The sequence below is a fragment of the Streptococcus sp. VT 162 genome (assembly GCA_000688775.2).
In the GTDB taxonomy this organism is placed as follows: Bacteria; Bacillota; Bacilli; order Lactobacillales; family Streptococcaceae; genus Streptococcus.
In genome coordinates, this window is the sequence record CP007628.2 from 756,412 (window position 1) to 772,867 (window position 16,456).

22 protein-coding genes are annotated in these 16,456 nt (G+C 40.9%); 13 read left to right on the forward strand and 9 right to left on the reverse strand.

Annotated elements, in window-relative coordinates; all coding sequences use genetic code 11:
* Positions 1 to 21: 21 nt before the first annotated feature.
* Together V470_03615 and V470_03620 are read right to left on the reverse strand one after the other, a co-directional pair.
* Positions 22 to 258, reverse strand: coding sequence for a hypothetical protein (locus V470_03615; GenBank protein ID AHZ47525.2), 237 nt, complete (start codon positions 256 to 258; stop codon positions 22 to 24).
* Positions 259 to 288: 30 nt separating this feature from the next.
* The gene (locus tag V470_03620) at positions 289 to 1,095 is read right to left on the reverse strand and encodes a peptidylprolyl isomerase (protein AHZ47526.1); all 807 of its coding nucleotides are present in this window, start codon (positions 1,093 to 1,095) and stop codon (positions 289 to 291) included.
* Between the two features lie 218 nt (positions 1,096 to 1,313).
* Here V470_03620 and rpsP point away from each other — a divergent pair, with 218 nt between their 5' ends.
* From rpsP to V470_03655, 7 genes are all read left to right on the forward strand, one after another.
* Positions 1,314 to 1,586, forward strand: coding sequence for a 30S ribosomal protein S16 (rpsP, locus tag V470_03625; protein AHZ47527.1), 273 nt, complete (start codon positions 1,314 to 1,316; stop codon positions 1,584 to 1,586).
* 19 nt (positions 1,587 to 1,605) lie between these two features.
* Positions 1,606 to 1,845, forward strand: coding sequence for an RNA-binding protein (locus V470_03630; GenBank protein AHZ47528.1), 240 nt, complete (start codon positions 1,606 to 1,608; stop codon positions 1,843 to 1,845).
* Between the two features lie 43 nt (positions 1,846 to 1,888).
* Positions 1,889 to 2,221 carry a nucleotide pyrophosphohydrolase gene (locus V470_03635; GenBank protein ID AHZ47529.1) on the forward strand — a complete coding sequence of 111 codons (333 nt, stop codon included), beginning with the start codon at positions 1,889 to 1,891 and terminating at the stop codon, positions 2,219 to 2,221.
* A 98-nt stretch (positions 2,222 to 2,319) separates the two neighbouring features.
* Positions 2,320 to 3,108 (forward strand): alpha/beta hydrolase, encoded by a 789-nt coding sequence (locus V470_03640; GenBank protein ID AHZ47530.1) that lies wholly within the window; start codon positions 2,320 to 2,322, stop codon positions 3,106 to 3,108.
* A gap of 30 nt (positions 3,109 to 3,138) precedes the next feature.
* The gene (locus V470_03645) at positions 3,139 to 3,657 is read left to right on the forward strand and encodes a 16S rRNA processing protein RimM (protein ID AHZ47531.1); all 519 of its coding nucleotides are present in this window, start codon (positions 3,139 to 3,141) and stop codon (positions 3,655 to 3,657) included.
* Complete coding sequence (locus V470_03650) at positions 3,647 to 4,366, forward strand: tRNA (guanine-N1)-methyltransferase (GenBank protein ID AHZ47532.1); 720 nt, start codon at positions 3,647 to 3,649, stop codon at positions 4,364 to 4,366. Before V470_03645 ends, V470_03650 begins: the two co-directional genes overlap by 11 nt.
* An 11-nt stretch (positions 4,367 to 4,377) precedes the next feature.
* Entirely contained in the window at positions 4,378 to 4,716 is a 339-nt protein-coding gene (locus tag V470_03655; protein AHZ47533.1) for a ribonucleoside-triphosphate reductase, read from the forward strand.
* Between the two features lie 27 nt (positions 4,717 to 4,743).
* Here V470_03655 and V470_03660 read toward each other — a convergent pair whose 3' ends face one another.
* The gene (locus V470_03660) at positions 4,744 to 5,064 is read right to left on the reverse strand and encodes a hypothetical protein (protein ID AHZ47534.1); all 321 of its coding nucleotides are present in this window, start codon (positions 5,062 to 5,064) and stop codon (positions 4,744 to 4,746) included.
* Between the two features lie 103 nt (positions 5,065 to 5,167).
* On the opposite strand from V470_03660, the gene V470_03665 reads away from it, so the two are divergent.
* Positions 5,168 to 5,386: a seryl-tRNA synthetase gene (locus V470_03665; protein ID AHZ47535.1), complete on the forward strand. Its 219-nt coding sequence runs from the start codon at positions 5,168 to 5,170 to the stop codon at positions 5,384 to 5,386.
* Positions 5,387 to 5,419: 33 nt separating this feature from the next.
* Here the strand turns inward: V470_03665 and V470_03670 are convergent, their stop codons facing one another.
* From V470_03670 to V470_03680, 3 genes are all read right to left on the reverse strand, one after another.
* Complete coding sequence (locus tag V470_03670; GenBank protein AHZ47536.1) at positions 5,420 to 5,977, reverse strand: TetR family transcriptional regulator; 558 nt, start codon at positions 5,975 to 5,977, stop codon at positions 5,420 to 5,422.
* A 392-nt stretch (positions 5,978 to 6,369) separates the two neighbouring features.
* Positions 6,370 to 6,906 (reverse strand): biotin synthase, encoded by a 537-nt coding sequence (locus V470_03675; protein AHZ47537.1) that lies wholly within the window; start codon positions 6,904 to 6,906, stop codon positions 6,370 to 6,372.
* Between the two features lie 143 nt (positions 6,907 to 7,049).
* Positions 7,050 to 8,396, reverse strand: coding sequence for a glutathione reductase (locus V470_03680; protein ID AHZ47538.1), 1,347 nt, complete (start codon positions 8,394 to 8,396; stop codon positions 7,050 to 7,052).
* A 266-nt stretch (positions 8,397 to 8,662) separates the two neighbouring features.
* On the opposite strand from V470_03680, the gene V470_03685 reads away from it, so the two are divergent.
* From V470_03685 to V470_03700, 4 genes are all read left to right on the forward strand, one after another.
* The gene (locus tag V470_03685; GenBank protein AHZ47539.1) at positions 8,663 to 9,847 is read left to right on the forward strand and encodes a transporter; all 1,185 of its coding nucleotides are present in this window, start codon (positions 8,663 to 8,665) and stop codon (positions 9,845 to 9,847) included.
* On the forward strand, positions 9,831 to 10,532 hold the full coding sequence (locus tag V470_03690; protein AHZ47540.1) for a macrolide ABC transporter ATP-binding protein: 702 nt from the start codon (positions 9,831 to 9,833) through the stop codon (positions 10,530 to 10,532). Before V470_03685 ends, V470_03690 begins: the two co-directional genes overlap by 17 nt.
* Positions 10,533 to 11,792: a membrane protein gene (locus V470_03695; GenBank protein ID AHZ47541.1), complete on the forward strand. Its 1,260-nt coding sequence runs from the start codon at positions 10,533 to 10,535 to the stop codon at positions 11,790 to 11,792. It begins immediately after the preceding gene.
* A gap of 135 nt (positions 11,793 to 11,927) precedes the next feature.
* The gene (locus tag V470_03700; protein ID AHZ47542.1) at positions 11,928 to 13,925 is read left to right on the forward strand and encodes a methionine--tRNA ligase; all 1,998 of its coding nucleotides are present in this window, start codon (positions 11,928 to 11,930) and stop codon (positions 13,923 to 13,925) included.
* 16 nt (positions 13,926 to 13,941) lie between these two features.
* Here the strand turns inward: V470_03700 and V470_03705 are convergent, their stop codons facing one another.
* The 3 genes from V470_03705 to V470_03715 form a co-directional block, all read right to left on the reverse strand.
* The gene (locus V470_03705; GenBank protein AHZ47543.1) at positions 13,942 to 14,475 is read right to left on the reverse strand and encodes a topology modulation protein; all 534 of its coding nucleotides are present in this window, start codon (positions 14,473 to 14,475) and stop codon (positions 13,942 to 13,944) included.
* A gap of 52 nt (positions 14,476 to 14,527) precedes the next feature.
* Positions 14,528 to 14,764, reverse strand: coding sequence for a 30S ribosomal protein S20 (locus V470_03710; GenBank protein ID AHZ47544.1), 237 nt, complete (start codon positions 14,762 to 14,764; stop codon positions 14,528 to 14,530).
* A 67-nt stretch (positions 14,765 to 14,831) separates the two neighbouring features.
* A complete protein-coding gene (locus V470_03715) occupies positions 14,832 to 15,752 on the reverse strand; it encodes a pantothenate kinase (GenBank protein AHZ47545.1) in 921 nt (306 codons plus the stop codon).
* A 201-nt stretch (positions 15,753 to 15,953) separates the two neighbouring features.
* Here V470_03715 and V470_03720 point away from each other — a divergent pair, with 201 nt between their 5' ends.
* The gene (locus V470_03720) at positions 15,954 to 16,358 is read left to right on the forward strand and encodes a membrane protein (protein ID AHZ47546.1); all 405 of its coding nucleotides are present in this window, start codon (positions 15,954 to 15,956) and stop codon (positions 16,356 to 16,358) included.
* Positions 16,359 to 16,456 lie beyond the last annotated feature (98 nt).

Consider the following 16,456-nt stretch of genomic DNA (forward strand, 5'->3'; position numbering starts at 1 on the left):
GAAATGACTTGGCCTTTTTGACTAGTAATTTAACAAGCTTTCAATTTCAGATTTCTCAATTTCTTTACCGTAGTGGCAAATCGGACAAGAAACGAAGTAACTTTTACCATAAGGAAAAAGTGGAATCCAGTAGAGGGTGAACTTGCGTCCAGTTTCTACGATCTCCCAAGTGTCGACATTGTTACAGTGACCACATTCGATCGCAGTTTGCGTATGTCCCAAATCTTTTTGATAACCTTTAGAACCCCAAAATAAAATCATGTCATCGTCTCCTTATCTGTTGATGGCTTATTTTTTACTGAAGTCGTAGTCTTTCACCACTTCAATACTATCAATGGTGATAGCAGACGTTGGTTTGTCTTTCTCATCTTTTTCAGCCTTGGCAATCTTGTCGACAACATCCATGCCATCGATGACTTGACCAAAGACAGGATGTTTGCCATCTAGGCTAGGATTTCCGCCCTCTTTATAGGCTTTGATGATTTTCTTTGGATACTTGCTAGTAGGGAGTTTAGCAGAAATATCTGTTGAGTTTTGGTTGATGAAGAATTGGCTACCGTTGGTGTTTGGTTGACCTGTGTTAGCCATAGCAAGGGCTCCGCGGATATTGTATAGGTAAGGAGAAATTTCGTTTTTGAAACCAGTTCCCTTGTCCTTCGTTTTATCCTTATCATGCCAGATGGATTGGCCCCCTGTACCATCTCCCTTAGGATCTCCAGTTTGGACCATAAAGCCATCAATAACACGATGGAAGGTGATGCCATTATAGTAGCCTTCCTTAGCGTGAGTAAGGAAATTTTCAACCGCAAGAGGTGCTAGTTTTGGAAAGAGTTTGATGCGTACATCGCCTTGATTTGTGTGTAAAATGACCTCGGCTTCATCTTCAGCAACTTCCTTAGAAAGTTGAGGAAAGTTGGCATTTTCATTGGTCAAAGCGTCATTCAAATCTTTGGCAGCTTGAGCAGCTGCTTTTGAGCTTTCTTCAGCTGAGATGCTAGAGTTGACATACTCATCACCACGGAGACCACGTTGGATACTAGTACATCCAGCAAGGGCTACAGTTGATAGTAAAAGAAGGGTTGCTAGTTTTTTCATTGTTAACCTCTCAAAAAATTCATTTCTATCATTGTACCTTAAAAGGAGTTTGATTTCAAATGTAAAATATTTTACTAAAAATTTCTAGTAGTAAAAAAAATTAAAACTCTGTCAAGTTTTTTTCTTGACACCTGTCAGAAATCTGATATAATAGAACATGTGGTAAATAGCTCAGCTATTTCACCGAAATAAAAAAATAAGAAAAGAGACATTAAAAAATGGCAGTTAAAATCCGTTTGACTCGTATGGGTTCTAAGAAAAAACCTTTCTACCGTATCAACGTAGCAGACTCACGTTCACCACGTGACGGACGTTTCATCGAAACAGTTGGTACTTACAACCCACTTGTTGCTGAAAACCAAGTAACTTTGAAAGAAGACCGCGTTCTTGCATGGTTGGCTGATGGAGCTCAACCTTCAGATACAGTTCGCAACATCCTTTCAAAAGAAGGCGTATTGAAAAAATTCCACGATTCTAAATTCTCAAAATAAGTTTAAAGTAGGTTGACAGATGGATACGATTGAAAATCTCATTATTGCGATTGTGAAACCTTTGATTTCACAACCTGATGCCTTAACTATCAAGATCGAAGACACACCAGAGTTTTTGGAGTATCACTTGGATCTTGACCAAAGCGATGTCGGTCGTGTTATCGGTCGTAAAGGTCGCACTATCTCAGCGATAAGAACGATTGTCTACTCTGTCCCAACTGAAGACAAGAAAGTAAGAATCGTTATCGACGAAAAATAAGAAAAGCGGGACAGAAGTCTCGCTTTTTTGTGAGGAGGAGAAGATGAAGGATTTAACGTTTAGACAATTACAAGCTTACTTACTCGAACATTACCAGCAATCTCGGACTGAGGAAGGTCTCTTTATCAAGCTAGTGGAGGAAGTCGGAGAAGTAGCCGAGGTCTTGAACGGGCGCTCTGGTCGAAAAGAGTCTGTCCAGGACTCAAATGAGGAACTAGCCAAAGAACTAGCTGATATCATTCACTACACCGTCGCAATCGCGACCATAAACGACATTGATCTAACCAAAACCATCTTTGACAAAGATAAGAAGGCTGCCATTAAGTACCAACATGAACGAGATTTGGAAGAATTTTTGGAGGGAAAATATCTATAGTGTCTTTTTTCTTCAACTTGTGAAAATCCCTAGAACGTGATAAAATAAAGGATAAGGGTTTTTAATAAATCATTGTTATAGAATGAGTGGATTTCTTTATGAAACGATTTGAAGTAACTACAAAAATTGGCAGCCTCTCTGTTACTTATAAAAAGCAAAAGAAAGTGCTTGTTTGTTTAAATGGCGCAGGTTTGCTACCAAGTTATGAAAATTTTTCACTTATACTTGAAAAACTTCCTCCCACAATTGGTTATTTGACAATTGATTTTCCAAACACAGGTAGGAGTCCGATTCATGACCAATCTGGAAAAAATCTGGACAATCTTGTAGACGCGGTTTATGAAGTACTTGAAGAATTGGCGATTTATGAATATATACTTTGTGCACATAGTTTGAGTGGAATTTTAGCTTGCAAATTGATGAACAAATCAATTAAGTGTCAGGCTTTAGTAGCAATTGAACCAACAACTAAAAAAGTAATGTTTTCTGATTTTTCAGAAAATCCTTATCCAGAAATGGAAGAGCAAATGAGACTGATTGAAGAGTGTGGCCCCGAAGTCTATTTTAAGAACATAACTCAAGCAGCATTTAGCTCTGAAACTAATGAAGAAATCTGGGATTTAGTGCAAGAAAAAGATTCAGAGTTGGAAAGACAAGTTCCAGAATTTCATATATATTGTGAGATTACTGAGGAAGATTTTAAGAATGTATCTATAGAAGCTCATGTCCCTGTATTTATTTTTTGTCAGGCTTATAGAGAAAAAGAATACAGAGACTCAGAATATTGGACTTCCAATACTAAACTCATTTTAGGAGGGAATCACCATTATTTACAATGGTCTGAATCAGAAAAAATTGCGAATATTATTCGAGAATTGTCAGAATAAGATGGAAAGAAGGAGAGTACAGGAGACAAGATGAACTACTTTAATGTTGGGAAAATCGTTAATACGCAGGGTCTACAGGGGGAGATGCGAGTCTTGTCTGTGACGGATTTTGCTGAGGAACGGTTTAAAAAAGGGGCAGAGCTGGCTTTATTTGATGATAAAGACCAGTTTGTCCAAACAGTGACCATCGCAAGTCACCGTAAGCATAAGAACTTTGACATTATCAAATTCAAAGACATGTACCATATCAATGCGATTGAAAAGTACAAGGGTTATAGTCTCAAGGTCGCCGAGGAAGATTTGAACGATCTAGATGATGGAGAATTCTATTATCACGAGATTATCGGTTTGGATGTTTACGAGGGTGATAACTTGATAGGAACTATCAAGGAAATCCTACAACCGGGAGCCAATGATGTCTGGGTAGTCAAGCGAAAAGGTAAGCGAGATTTGCTTTTACCTTACATTCCACCAGTAGTTCTCAATGTTGATATTCCAAACAAGCGGGTCGAAGTGGAAATCTTAGAAGGACTAGATGATGAAGATTGATATTTTAACCCTCTTTCCTGAGATGTTTTCTCCGCTGGAACACTCGATTGTTGGGAAGGCTCGAGAAAAAGGGCTCTTGGATATCCAGTATCATAATTTCAGAGAATATGCTGAAAAGGCCCGTCATGTTGACGATGAACCTTACGGAGGCGGTCAGGGGATGTTGCTAAGGGCTCAACCCATTTTCGATGCCTTTGATGCTATTGAAAAGAAAAATCCGCGCGTCATTCTCCTCGATCCAGCTGGAAAGCAGTTTGATCAGACTTATGCTGAGGATTTGGCTCAAGAGGAAGAACTAATCTTTATCTGCGGTCATTATGAAGGGTATGACGAGCGCATCAAGACCTTGGTAACTGATGAAATTTCCCTAGGAGACTATGTTTTGACTGGAGGAGAATTGGCGGCCATGACCATGATCGATGCGACTGTGCGATTGATACCGGAAGTGATTGGTAAGGAGTCTAGTCACCAGGATGATAGCTTTTCTTCGGGTCTTCTCGAATATCCTCAGTACACTCGCCCTTATGACTATCGAGGTATGGTCGTGCCAGATGTGCTCATGAGTGGGCACCATGAAAAGATTCGCCAGTGGCGGCTGTATGAGAGTCTAAAGAAAACCTACGAACGCAGACCTGACCTGCTAGAAAACTATAAACTGACAGCCGAAGAAGAAAAGATGCTGGCTGAAATCAAAGAAAACAAAGAATAAAGGAGAACCTTATGCAAGTAATCAAACGTAATGGAGAAATTGCTGAATTTGATCCAGATAAAATTTACCAAGCTGTTCTAAAAGCAGCCCAAACAGTTTATGTTTTGACTGATGACCTACGTCAAAACTTAGCTCAAGTTACTAAAAAAGTCGTTTTGGACTTGGAAGAAGCAAAAGTAGAACGTGCCACTATCAGCATGATCCAGTCAATGGTTGAGCACCGCTTGCTTGGAGCTGGCTACATTACAATCGCAGAACATTATATCTCTTATCGCTTGCAACGCGATTTGGAGAGAAGTGGTTATGGCGACCATATCGCTGTTCATCTTCATTTTGAACAAATTCGTTAAGAAAAAGAGTGGGATGCAAAGAACATCTCACTCTTTCTTAAATAGATTTTTCTGAGCTTTTTGTACGGTTGAGGGAACAAAACGAAGTCGTTTAATATCACTGATACGAATGATTCGGGTCACGTTTTTTGAAAAATTTTTGACGATAATTTGTTGGCGATTAGCATCGTGTTTAACAATATCACCCGTAAAACTTGTCTCAGCAAGTATGACATGAACAGCCGTCTTTCTTTGGATGGCTTGTTCAATCATAGCAGTGAGGGAGTTATCCTCGATTTGAGGATGATCATCATTCCCATTGAGAAAACCATGTAGTTTATCTAGAACTAGTTTGAATGTCTGTCTCATAGAATCCTCCCTTCTTATATATCCACATTATATAAAATTTTCCTAAAAACCACAAGATTTTTACGAATAGACTATAGAAAGCATATCACATAAAGGAGTTAAAATGGCAGAATTTACATTTGAAATCGAAGAACACTTGCTCACCTTGTCTGAAAATGACAAAGGATGGACAAAAGAACTAAATCGCGTTAGCTTTAATGGTGCCCCTGCAAAGTTTGACATTCGCGCTTGGAGCCCAGACCATACCAAAATGGGCAAAGGAATCACGCTTTCCAATGAAGAATTTCAGGTAATGGTCGATGCCTTTAAAGGGCAACAATAAAAAGAATCTTGAGTGCAACTCAAGATTCTTTTTTTAGGACACAATATAGTCACACAGAGAAGTTTTAGACAATTGAATAAAAGTCTCTCTATACTCTTCAGGTGGTGTTGGATCATCCTTACGAATCCAGACTTCAATGAAAGAGATTGCCATGGTCGTAATGATATAAGCGATGTCCTCTTTATTAAAATTATATTTCAGTTGGTAATTGACATTCTTTAGTACCCACTCTGAGTATGTTCCACGCAGAAATTCCTTCCAACATGGGTCGACTTGTGTGGTGTACAAGGTGTTAACAATTTCCCTTTTTTCGTATATGAGCGGAAGTATATGGTCTGCTAAAAAGCTGATAGGATCTCCATCATTGCTAGGGCAGTACTTATTAAAGACGTTAAAAATGTGCTGATTGGTCTCTTCGTGAATGTATTCGATAATATCTTCAAAGTTGTTAAAATGCTTTTGATAAATCGCTTGTCGTGAAATACCAGCTTCAGCAGCAATTTCAGTCATTGTAAAGGAACTACGCTGAGGATTTTTCTTAGCTAGTGTGATGAGAGCCCCAATGATTAGCTCACGAGTATTCTTTGCCATAGAATTACCTTTCTACTTATAATTATTTACAGTTATTTTTGAATGAAGAAAAATCAGAATGTTCAAGTTAATATAAACAATCAATGAACATTAAATTTTCTGAATCTTTTAGGTAGCTCTATTGTATCATAAATGATTTATAAAATATAGCTCAATCATTGAAAATGCGTTTTCTGAAAAGTATACAATTGCTAAGCATCCAAAATCAATAGAAGCTTATTCGGTTTGAATCAATTAGAATACTTTTCTACTTTGCATATTGTGAATAGCTATAATTTGAAGAATAAAACGATTAATATTCATACTGGTATAAGAATAGTCGAGTATCTAAATAGTGTACAGTTGATTCTTAGAAAGGAAATAGTCCAGAACAATTGTTCTGGACTATTCTTTTATCTTGAAAAATATGGAAGACTTTTCAATCGTTCGAGTAGGGGACGACTAATGAAACTAATGGCAATAATCTTACCAAGATCAGGGAGGATAAAGGGAAGGACGCCAACAGCGAGTGCCTTGTCAAGTGGCATACCAGCAAGGAAGTGGAGGCTGAGAATACCTCCGACAAAGACGAGGGAGTCACCCAAGAGGTTGGCTAGGAAAATGCGAATGTAGCCACTTTTTTGATGGATGAGATAAGATGTAAGTCCAGCATAGACAAGGTCGAACCAAAGATAGCCTGCACTTGGACCGACTAAAACGTGAAATCCAGCTCCTCCCCCTGCAAAAACAGGTAAACCAATGGCACCCAGCAAGAGATAGAGAGCTACAGATAGAACAGCTTCTCTGGGTCTAAAAACAGTAGCAATCAGACCGATCGCAAAGTTTTGCAGGGTGAAAGGTACAGGACCGATAGGGAGACTGATTTGTGCCAATACGGCGATGAGAGCAGCGCCGATAGCAGGAATGGCATAGATATGAGCTTTTTTCAAAACTGTTAACCTCTTTTCAAAATTATAGTAACTATTATACTAATTCAGAAACAAAAGTCAACCAATTTTTGAAATCAAGGTAACAATTTTGTAACGGCCGATTTTGCAAGTAAAAAGAGACCACATGTGGTCTCTTGTGATAATTAGCGCATGGTTACAAATTCTTCTGAGGCAGTTGGGTGGATAGCTACTGTAGCATCAAAGTCTGCCTTGGTAGCTCCCATCTTGATGGCAACAGCGAATCCTTGAATCATCTCATCCACTCCGTAACCAAGTCCGTGTAGGCCAATAACTTTTTCGTCATCACCGGCGGTGATGAGTTTGAAGCGAGACTCTTGACGATGGCTTGTAACGGCTGAGTACATAGATGCAAAGCTTGACTTGTAGACTTTGATGTTATCTTGGCCGTATTCTTTGATAGCTTGATCCTCGGTTAAACCAACCGTTCCGATTGCTGGGTGGGAGAAGACAACAGTAGGGATAGTCGTGTAGTCCATCTTGGCATTTGTTTTCCCGTTGAAGAGGCGTTCAGATAAGGTACGTCCTGCCTTGATGGCTACCGGGGTCAGTTCCTTCTCACCAGTCACATCTCCAAGAGCATAGATGCCATCTACAACTGTATTTTGATACTCATCCACTTGGATAAATCCACGTTGGTTGAGTGTGACGCCAGCCTTTTCTAACTCCAGACCGTCTACATTTGGACGGCGACCGGTAGCCCAGATAACTTGGCTGGCAGTGTGACTAGAGCCGTCTTCGAAATGAATGGTAATACCTTGCTCCGTTTCTTCGAGCTTGACGGGTACCTTATGTGTGTGCAAAGGTAGACCTGTTTTTTCCATTTCATTGACAAGTCCTTCAACGATGTAGCTGTCAAAACCACGCAAGGGACGATCACGACGGACAAACAAATCCGTTTTTACTCCTAGCGCGTGGAGAACACCTGCTAATTCAACCGCGATATAACCAGCTCCAAGAATCGCAACGGAGTCAGGAAGTTGCTCCCAAGCAAAGACATCGTCTGAGCTACCACCGAGTTCAGCTCCAGGAATAGTTGGGATGCTTGGACGAGCGCCAGTCGCAATCACGATATGCTTGGCACGAATCAATTCACCATTAACGCTGACGGTATGGGCATCAACAAAATGAGCACGACCTTCAATCAAATCAACCCCGTTGCGCTTGAAACTTCCATCATAAGATGAGCGAGCACGATCGATGTAGGCTTCACGGTTTTGACGAAGTTTTGCGAAATCAAATTGAACATCTGAACTTGTAAAACCATAGTCAGGGCCGTAGTGGTGGAAGCTTTCAGCGATTTGCGCTCCATACCACATGATTTTTTTAGGAACACAGCCGACATTGACGCAGGTTCCACCTAATTTTTTCTCTTCGATAACAGCAGCTTTAGCACCGTGTTCGCCAGCTCGGTTCATAGTGGCAATGCCGCCGCTTCCTCCACCGATAGCGATGATATCATATTCTCTCATAGAAAACTCCTTATAGCTTTGATAGTCATATTCTATCGTTTTTATTTTTTGAATGCAAAAATCTGCTACGATAAAAAAATTATAAAAACGCTTGCCAAATTCAAAAAGATATTGTATTATATATCTAGCACAATAATCCAATAAACGAATACCGAACGAAATAATGATCCTGAATTGTCATTGTTTCCATCTGAACTGTCATTGTTTGGTCTCGGTATTTCTGATATAATGGTTTTTGTAAGGCAAAAGAATAAAGGAGCTTAAAAATGAAAAGAAATAAGAAGGCAAAAAAATGGCAATTATACACAGCGATTGGTGTTGCCAGTGCTATTGTTATCGGTGCTGCGGGGATTTTGATTTTTAGACAACCTTCCCAGTCAGCTGTCAAGGAGGAAACCTCCCATATCGTTACTGCTAAGGAAGGTTCTGTTGCTTCATCGGTTCTCTTGTCAGGTTCGGTTACAGCAAAAAATGAACAATACGTTTATTTTGATGCTAGTAAGGGAGATTTAGATGAAATTCTCGTTTCAGTCGGGGACAAGGTCGAAGAAGGGCAAGCGTTGGTCAAATACAGCAGTGCAGATGCTCAAGCTGCCTATGATGCAGCCGATCGTGCAGTTGCAAAGGCAGACCGTCATATCGAGGAGTTAAACAAGGCTCGTGAAAATGCATCAGCTACACCAGCTTCTCCACAGGTTCCAACAGAAGCTGGACTCCCAGAACAAGCGCAAGCAGCGACTTCTTCAGTATCCTCTATCGACTCTCAAATCAGTGATGCCAAGGATAACCGTGCAGATGCTGTGGCTCAGCTCAACAAGGCTCAAGCACAGCTAGATGCCGCAACTGTCCTCAGTACACTAGAAGGGACTGTAGTTGAAGTTAATCGTAATGTTTCCAAATCGCCAACAGGTAATAGCCAAGTGGTAGTACATGTCGTAAGTAATGAAAACTTGCAGGTCAAAGGGGAGTTGTCTGAATACAACCTTGCTAACCTTTCTGTTGGGCAAGAAGTTACCTTTACTTCGAAGGTTTACCAAGATAAGAGCTGGACTGGAAAAATCAGCTATATTTCTGATTATCCTAAAAACAATGGAGAAGCAGCAAATGCAGCCCTTGGAGGGAATACTGGATCTAAGTACCCTTATACTGTTGATGTGACCAGCGATATCGGTGAGTTGAAACAAGGCTTCTCAGTCAGTGTGGAAGTCAAAAACAAGAGTAAGGCCATCCTTGTTCCTTTGACAAGTGTCATTACCGAAAATGACAAAAACTATGTCTGGCTAGTAGACGACCAGAAGAAAGTGAAGAAGGTAGAAGTTACTTTGGGGAATGCGGACGCAGACAACCAAGAAATTACTTCAGGTGTGACAGACGGAGCCAAGGTCATCAGTATTCCAACATCTTCCTTGGAAGAAGGAAAAGAGGTGAAGGCTGATGAAGAAACTAATTAGTCTAAAAAATATCTGCAGGAGTTATCGAAATGGTGACCAAGAACTGCAGGTCCTAAAAAATATTAACTTAGAAGTTCAAGAAGGTGAGTTTGTCGCCATTATGGGACCATCCGGTTCTGGTAAGTCCACTTTGATGAATACCATCGGAATGTTGGATACACCAACCAGTGGAGAGTACTACCTTGAAGGGCAAGAAGTTGGAGGTCTTGGAGAGAAACAACTGGCCAAGGTCCGTAACCAGCAAATCGGCTTTGTCTTTCAGCAGTTCTTTCTCTTGTCTAAGCTCAATGCGCTTCAAAACGTTGAATTGCCCTTGATTTACGCTGGAGTTTCAGCTTCAAAACGTCGAAAATTGGCTGAGGAATTTCTGGAAAAGGTTGAGCTAACGGAGCGCAGTCATCATTTGCCTTCTGAGTTATCTGGTGGTCAAAAGCAACGTGTAGCGATTGCCCGTGCCTTGGTAAATAATCCTTCTATCATCCTAGCAGACGAACCCACAGGAGCCTTGGATACCAAGACGGGAAATCAAATTATGCAGTTGTTGGTGGAGTTAAACAAGGAAGGGAAAACCATTATCATGGTCACGCATGAGCCTGAGATAGCTGCCTATGCTAAACGCCAGATTGTCATTCGTGATGGGGTCATCTCATCAGACATTACTCAGGTAGAAAAGGAGGAAAACTAGATGCAGAATCTGAAATTTGCCTTTTCATCCATCATGGCCCACAAGATGCGTTCCTTCCTCACCATGATCGGGATTATCATCGGAGTTTCGTCTGTCGTCGTCATCATGGCTCTGGGAGACTCCATGTCTCGTCAGGTCAATAAAAACATGACCAAATCTCAGAAGGATATCCATGTCTTTTTCTCTCCTATCAAAAGCAAGGACGGCTCCTTTACGCAGAAACAATCCGCTTTGACTGTCAGTGGGAAAGAAGAGGATGTTCATGTTGAACCGCCAAAACCACTGGAGTCTTGGGTCAAGGAGGCTGCCAAACTCAAAGGAGTAGACAGCTACTATGTCACCAACTCGACTAACGTTACCCTGTCTTATAAGGATAAGAAGGTTGAACGAGCGACTCTGACAGGCGGGAATAGCACCTACATGAACGCAGTTGAAAATGAAATCGTTGCGGGTAGAAGTCTAAGACCGCAAGACTACAAGGAATTTGCCAGTGTGATTTTGTTGGATGAAGAATTAGCCAAGAGTTTGTTTGATAGTCCAGAAGCTGCGGTTAATCAAGTCATCTCTGTCAATGAATTTAGTTACCGTGTGATTGGCGTTTATACAAGCAATGAAGCTAAAACTGCTAAAGCCTTTGGGATTGGTGGTCTTCCAATTACGACCAATATCTCTCTCGCAGCCAATTTTAATACTGATGAAATTTCGAACATCGTCTTTCGTGTCAATGATACTAGTCTAACGCAGACCTTGGGTCCAGAGTTGGCTCGAAAACTGACTGATATTGCAGGTCTTCAACAAGGGGAGTACCAAGTTGCGGACGCAACTGCCGCCTTCCAAGAGGTACAACAACTATTTGGTTTTATGACCACTGTTATCAGTGCCATCGCAGGAATCTCTCTCTTTGTCGGGGGAACTGGTGTTATGAATATCATGCTGGTTTCGGTGACAGAACGCACGCGTGAGATTGGTCTGCGGAAGGCTCTCGGAGCTACACGAGCTAATATCTTAGTTCAGTTTTTGATTGAGTCCATGATCTTGACCTTGCTAGGTGGTGTTATAGGCCTTGGGATTGCTGCTGGAATGACCATGTTAGCCGGAGTATTGCTTCAAAACATGATTGCAGGGATCGAAGTTGGGGTTTCCCTCCCAATTGCTCTCTTTAGCTTGGCTGTATCAGCCAGCGTTGGTATGATATTTGGAGTCTTGCCAGCCAATAAAGCCTCTAAGCTTGATCCAATTGAAGCCCTTCGCTATGAGTAAGACATAGAACAGAAAAAACAAGATGGATATTTGTCTGTCTTGTTTTTGTATGGAATTTCCTATCGAAAATCACCGAAAATATGATATAATGAAGTGTTAGAAAAACAGGTTTCATTTGCCTGGAAAGGAAAAATTATGTCTGAAAAGAATTTTTATATTACAACACCGATTTACTATCCATCTGGTAAACTTCATATCGGTTCTGCCTACACAACCATCGCTTGTGATGTCCTAGCTCGCTACAAACGCCTCATGGGCTACGATGTCTTTTATCTGACTGGTCTTGATGAGCATGGTCAAAAGATTCAACAAAAAGCAGAAGAAGCTGGGATTACACCTCAAGCTTATGTTGATGGGATGGCGGTTGGAGTCAAAGAACTTTGGAAATTATTAGATATCTCATATGATAAATTTATCCGTACAACTGATGACTACCATGAAAAAGTAGTCGCACAAGTCTTTGAACGCTTGCTTGCTCAAGATGACATCTACTTGGGTGAATACTCTGGTTGGTATTCAGTTTCAGATGAGGAATTCTTTACAGAAAGTCAACTTGCAGAAGTTTTTCGTGACGAAGCTGGAAATGTGACTGGTGGTATTGCTCCATCTGGTCACGAAGTAGAGTGGGTTTCAGAAGAGTCTTATTTCCTTCGCCTCAGCAAATACCAAGATTGTTTGGTAGAATTTTTCAAATCGCACCCTGACTTCATCACTCCAGATGGTCGTCTTAATGAAATGTTGCGTAACTTCATCGAGCCAGGTTTGGAAGACTTAGCGGTTTCTCGTACAACCTTTACCTGGGGTGTGCCAGTCCCTTCCAATCCAAAACACGTTGTCTACGTTTGGATTGATGCCCTTCTTAACTATGCGACTGCTCTTGGTTACGGTCAAGAGGATCATGCTAACTATGATAAATTCTGGAATGGAACAGTCTTCCACATGGTCGGAAAAGACATTCTTCGTTTCCACTCCATCTACTGGCCAATCCTTCTCATGATGTTGGATATGAAATTGCCTGACCGCTTGATTGCCCACGGTTGGTTCGTCATGAAAGACGGCAAGATGTCTAAGTCTAAAGGGAATGTCGTTTACCCTGAAATGTTGGTAGAGCGTTATGGACTGGATCCACTTCGTTACTACCTCATGCGTAGCCTTCCAGTCGGTTCAGATGGAACCTTCACTCCAGAAGACTATGTCGGCCGTATCAACTATGAATTGGCCAATGACCTTGGAAACCTCCTTAACCGTACGGTTTCTATGATTAACAAGTATTTTGATGGGCAAATCCCTGCCTATGTAGAGGGTGTAACAGAGTTTGATAATGCTCTTGCTGAGGTTGCAGAACAATCAATCGCAGGCTACCATACACACATGGAAGCCGTTGATTACCCACGTGCCCTTGAAGCAGTCTGGACCCTTATCTCTCGCACTAACAAATACATCGATGAGACAGCCCCATGGGTCTTGGCTAAGGATGAAGAGCACCGTGACCAATTGGCAAGTGTCATGAGCCACTTGGCAGCCAGCCTTCGTGTCGTAGCTCACATGATTGAGCCATTTATGATGGGAACTAGTCGCGCTGTATTGGCACAACTTGGTCTAGCAGAAGTTTCTAGCCTAGAAAACTTGAGCTTGGCAGATTTCCCTGCAGGTGTGACTGTTGTTGCCAAAGGAACACCAATCTTCCCACGTCTCGACATGGAAGAAGAGATTGCCTATATCAAGGAACAAATGGAAGGCAACAAACCAGCCGTCGAAAAAGAATGGAATCCAGATGAAGTTGAACTCAAACTCAACAAGGATGAAATCAAGTTTGAAGACTTTGATAAGGTCGAGATCCGTGTCGCAGAAGTCAAAGAAGTGTCTAAAGTTGAAGGTTCTGACAAGTTGCTTCAATTCCGACTAGATGCTGGTGATGGTCAAGACCGTCAAATCCTCTCAGGAATTGCAAAATACTACCCAAACGAACAAGAATTGGTCGGCAAGAAAGTCCAAATCGTTGCCAACCTCAAACCACGCAAGATGATGAAAAAATATGTCAGTCAAGGAATGATCCTCTCAGCTGAACATGATGGCAAATTAACCCTTCTAACAGTTGATCCAGCTGTACCAAACGGAAGTGTGATTGGGTAATAGCAAAAAACCAACGTTATACACGTTGGTTTTTCTTGTTATGCGCGAGATTTTCTAAGAAGTAATCCATCTCCTTTTGCGACCGGAGGACAATTACTTTCTCAGGGTAGGTTTCTTGAACCCGTTGATAGCGTTCTTTAGCATGTTTTGTCCGCCCATCCCAGAGAATCCATCGGATAAAATCCCAGTCAAAGCGTTCAGGACAGCCTGCTGCCATACTTTCTCTGACTTTACCTCGGTATGTGAGATACCGTTTAAAGGCTCGAAAGAGACAAGTCCATGGGGAAAAGTTGAGAAAGATGATTTGGTCAGCTTCCAGCATTCTTTCTTCATAGCAACACCAAGAGTAGTTGCCGTCGATGACCCAAGCTTCGTGCTTTGTGAGAAAGTTTTTCATCTCGTCCAGCATCCATTCGCGGTCACTGTCTTGCCAACCAGGTTGAAATTGGAGTGTGTCCATATGCAGTTTGGGGATGGAGTAGTAGTTTGACAACTTTTCAGCTAGAGTTGACTTGCCGGCTCCAGAATATCCTATGATTGCGATTTTCATTTTCTACCTTTTCTGATTAGAGGACAAAAAAACAGCCTCTATGGACTGTTTCTTATTTAGCAAGTTTAGCTGAAAGACGAGCTTTGTCGCGGCTTGCTTTGTTTTTATGAATCAAACCTTTAGTTTCTGCTTTGTCGATAGCTGAGCTAGCAGCACGGAAAAGTTCTTCAGAAGGGTTTGCTTCGAAAGCTTTGATAGCAGTACGCATAGCTGATTTTTGAGCTGAGTTTTTTTCGTTTTGTTTAACGTTCAATTCAGCGCGTTTGATAGCTGATTTAATGTTTGCCAATGTTCTTACCTCCATATTTACTAACTATACCATTATATATGAAAACTTAGGTTTTGACAAGGGGAAATTATTTTTTTAGGTAAATTTCATCGATTTCATGGTTTTTAGTCTTGTGGAGAATGACCTCGGCGCGATTCCTTGTTGGTTCGATATAGTTTTGTAGATTTGTGAGATTAATACTGGTCCAAACCTGATGTGCAAAGGCTTCAACTTCTCCAATTGGCATTTGCGTAAAGCGGTGGTAGTAGCTGTTGGGATCATTTTGGGCAAAGCTGAGGAGTTTTAAGAAACGATCCAGATACCAACTTTCAATGTCCTCAACTGCTGCATCCACATAGATGGAGAAATCAAAGAAATCAGTGATGTAAAGGCGCTCATTTTGAGGGTTTTGAAAGACATTGATGCCCTCGACAATGACAAAATCAGCAGCTTTGACACGTTGCTTCTCTCCAGGAACAATGTCATACACTTCATGAGAATAGACAGGAATATCGACATCTTGCCCATTCTTTAGGCGGTCAAGAAAATTCAGCAAGGTTTCCATATCATAACTTTCAGGAAAACCTTTGCGATTTAAGATATCTTGGTCTATCAAGGTTTGATTGGGATAGAGAAAACCGTCAGTTGTCACCAATTCTACAGTAGCATCTGGGAGAGTGCGTGATAGTAGAATCTGAATCAAGCGACTAGTAGTAGATTTCCCCACAGCAACGCTTCCAGAAACCCCAATGATAAAAGGCTGAGATTTACTTTCGCGTTGAAGAAAAATTCCTTTTGAAAATGCCAAATCATCCTTAGTGCGCTTGTAAATATGGATAAGATGGACAAGGGGAAGATAGACGTCTGTTACGTCCTGCAGACTAATCTGGTCATTGAAACTCTTGATGGATTCTAACTCTTCCTCTGTCAAGGGAGGGGTTGTTTTGCGATGCAATGATTGCCAAGTCTGGCGACTGATTTTTTCAAAATGTAAAAATTCGTTGGTCATTTGTTTTCCCCTAGATATTTTGTTTATCATACCATAAAAAGCTAAAAAGATAAAGCGGTTTCTTGATGGTAGTAAGTCAATATCGTATAATAGAGGTAGATGGAGGTTGAATAATTTAATGATGAGATAGAGAATGGTTTCTGAAGACTTATCAGTTATTGAAAGTGGGCTTTTTGGTTCACAACTTATAGGAGGTGTGTCATGAAAATCTTAAAAAGTTATATATTGGAACTCTGTTTTATTTTAAGTTTTGCCTTACCTTTTATAAGGGGAGCGAATGCGGATAATGGTAGACGCTTTGTAGAAACCTATTACGGTTTTACCTTCTTAATGGATCATCTCCTTGTAACAGCTGTCTTTATCTGCTCACTCTTGATTGCCTGGCTAGTAAAAAAGCAGTGGACGAAATGGCTTGCTGCTGGAAGTTATCTATTTTTGATTTTGTGGATTGCTACAGAAGGATATCTATTCCGTATGTCACTAGAAGATTTGATACGACTTTGGACAAGTTTGGAAATCTTGACACAAACTTATCAGTTGGGTTTTTATCTAAACATCATATTGGGAATCTTGTTGATAATAAAGTATTTTAAGGTTAAGAAATAGTAATAAAAATGCGCCTGATTGCAGACGAACTGTTTTTTCCTGACTATGATAATTTGTAGTTCCCGATAGATTGTAATGTATTTCTAATAATTGAAAGA

Bases quoted from the DNA above. Each gene is read 5' to 3' on its own strand.
- V470_03640 (AHZ47530.1), top strand. From the start codon at position 2,320: ATGAAACGATTTGAAGTAACTACAAAAATTGGCAGCCTCTCTGTTACT.
- V470_03645 (AHZ47531.1), top strand. From the start codon at position 3,139: ATGAACTACTTTAATGTTGGGAAAATCGTTAATACGCAGGGTCTACAG.
- V470_03700 (AHZ47542.1), top strand. From the start codon at position 11,928: ATGTCTGAAAAGAATTTTTATATTACAACACCGATTTACTATCCATCT.
- V470_03655 (AHZ47533.1), top strand. From the start codon at position 4,378: ATGCAAGTAATCAAACGTAATGGAGAAATTGCTGAATTTGATCCAGAT.
- V470_03665 (AHZ47535.1), top strand. From the start codon at position 5,168: ATGGCAGAATTTACATTTGAAATCGAAGAACACTTGCTCACCTTGTCT.
- V470_03670 (AHZ47536.1), bottom strand. From the start codon at position 5,977: ATGGCAAAGAATACTCGTGAGCTAATCATTGGGGCTCTCATCACACTA.
- V470_03720 (AHZ47546.1), top strand. From the start codon at position 15,954: ATGAAAATCTTAAAAAGTTATATATTGGAACTCTGTTTTATTTTAAGT.
- V470_03630 (AHZ47528.1), top strand. From the start codon at position 1,606: ATGGATACGATTGAAAATCTCATTATTGCGATTGTGAAACCTTTGATT.
- V470_03620 (AHZ47526.1), bottom strand. From the start codon at position 1,095: ATGAAAAAACTAGCAACCCTTCTTTTACTATCAACTGTAGCCCTTGCT.
- V470_03680 (AHZ47538.1), bottom strand. From the start codon at position 8,396: ATGAGAGAATATGATATCATCGCTATCGGTGGAGGAAGCGGCGGCATT.
- V470_03690 (AHZ47540.1), top strand. From the start codon at position 9,831: ATGAAGAAACTAATTAGTCTAAAAAATATCTGCAGGAGTTATCGAAAT.
- V470_03635 (AHZ47529.1), top strand. From the start codon at position 1,889: ATGAAGGATTTAACGTTTAGACAATTACAAGCTTACTTACTCGAACAT.
- rpsP (AHZ47527.1), top strand. From the start codon at position 1,314: ATGGCAGTTAAAATCCGTTTGACTCGTATGGGTTCTAAGAAAAAACCT.
- V470_03660 (AHZ47534.1), bottom strand. From the start codon at position 5,064: ATGAGACAGACATTCAAACTAGTTCTAGATAAACTACATGGTTTTCTC.
- V470_03715 (AHZ47545.1), bottom strand. From the start codon at position 15,752: ATGACCAACGAATTTTTACATTTTGAAAAAATCAGTCGCCAGACTTGG.
- V470_03695 (AHZ47541.1), top strand. From the start codon at position 10,533: ATGCAGAATCTGAAATTTGCCTTTTCATCCATCATGGCCCACAAGATG.
- V470_03685 (AHZ47539.1), top strand. From the start codon at position 8,663: ATGAAAAGAAATAAGAAGGCAAAAAAATGGCAATTATACACAGCGATT.
- V470_03705 (AHZ47543.1), bottom strand. From the start codon at position 14,475: ATGAAAATCGCAATCATAGGATATTCTGGAGCCGGCAAGTCAACTCTA.
- V470_03650 (AHZ47532.1), top strand. From the start codon at position 3,647: ATGAAGATTGATATTTTAACCCTCTTTCCTGAGATGTTTTCTCCGCTG.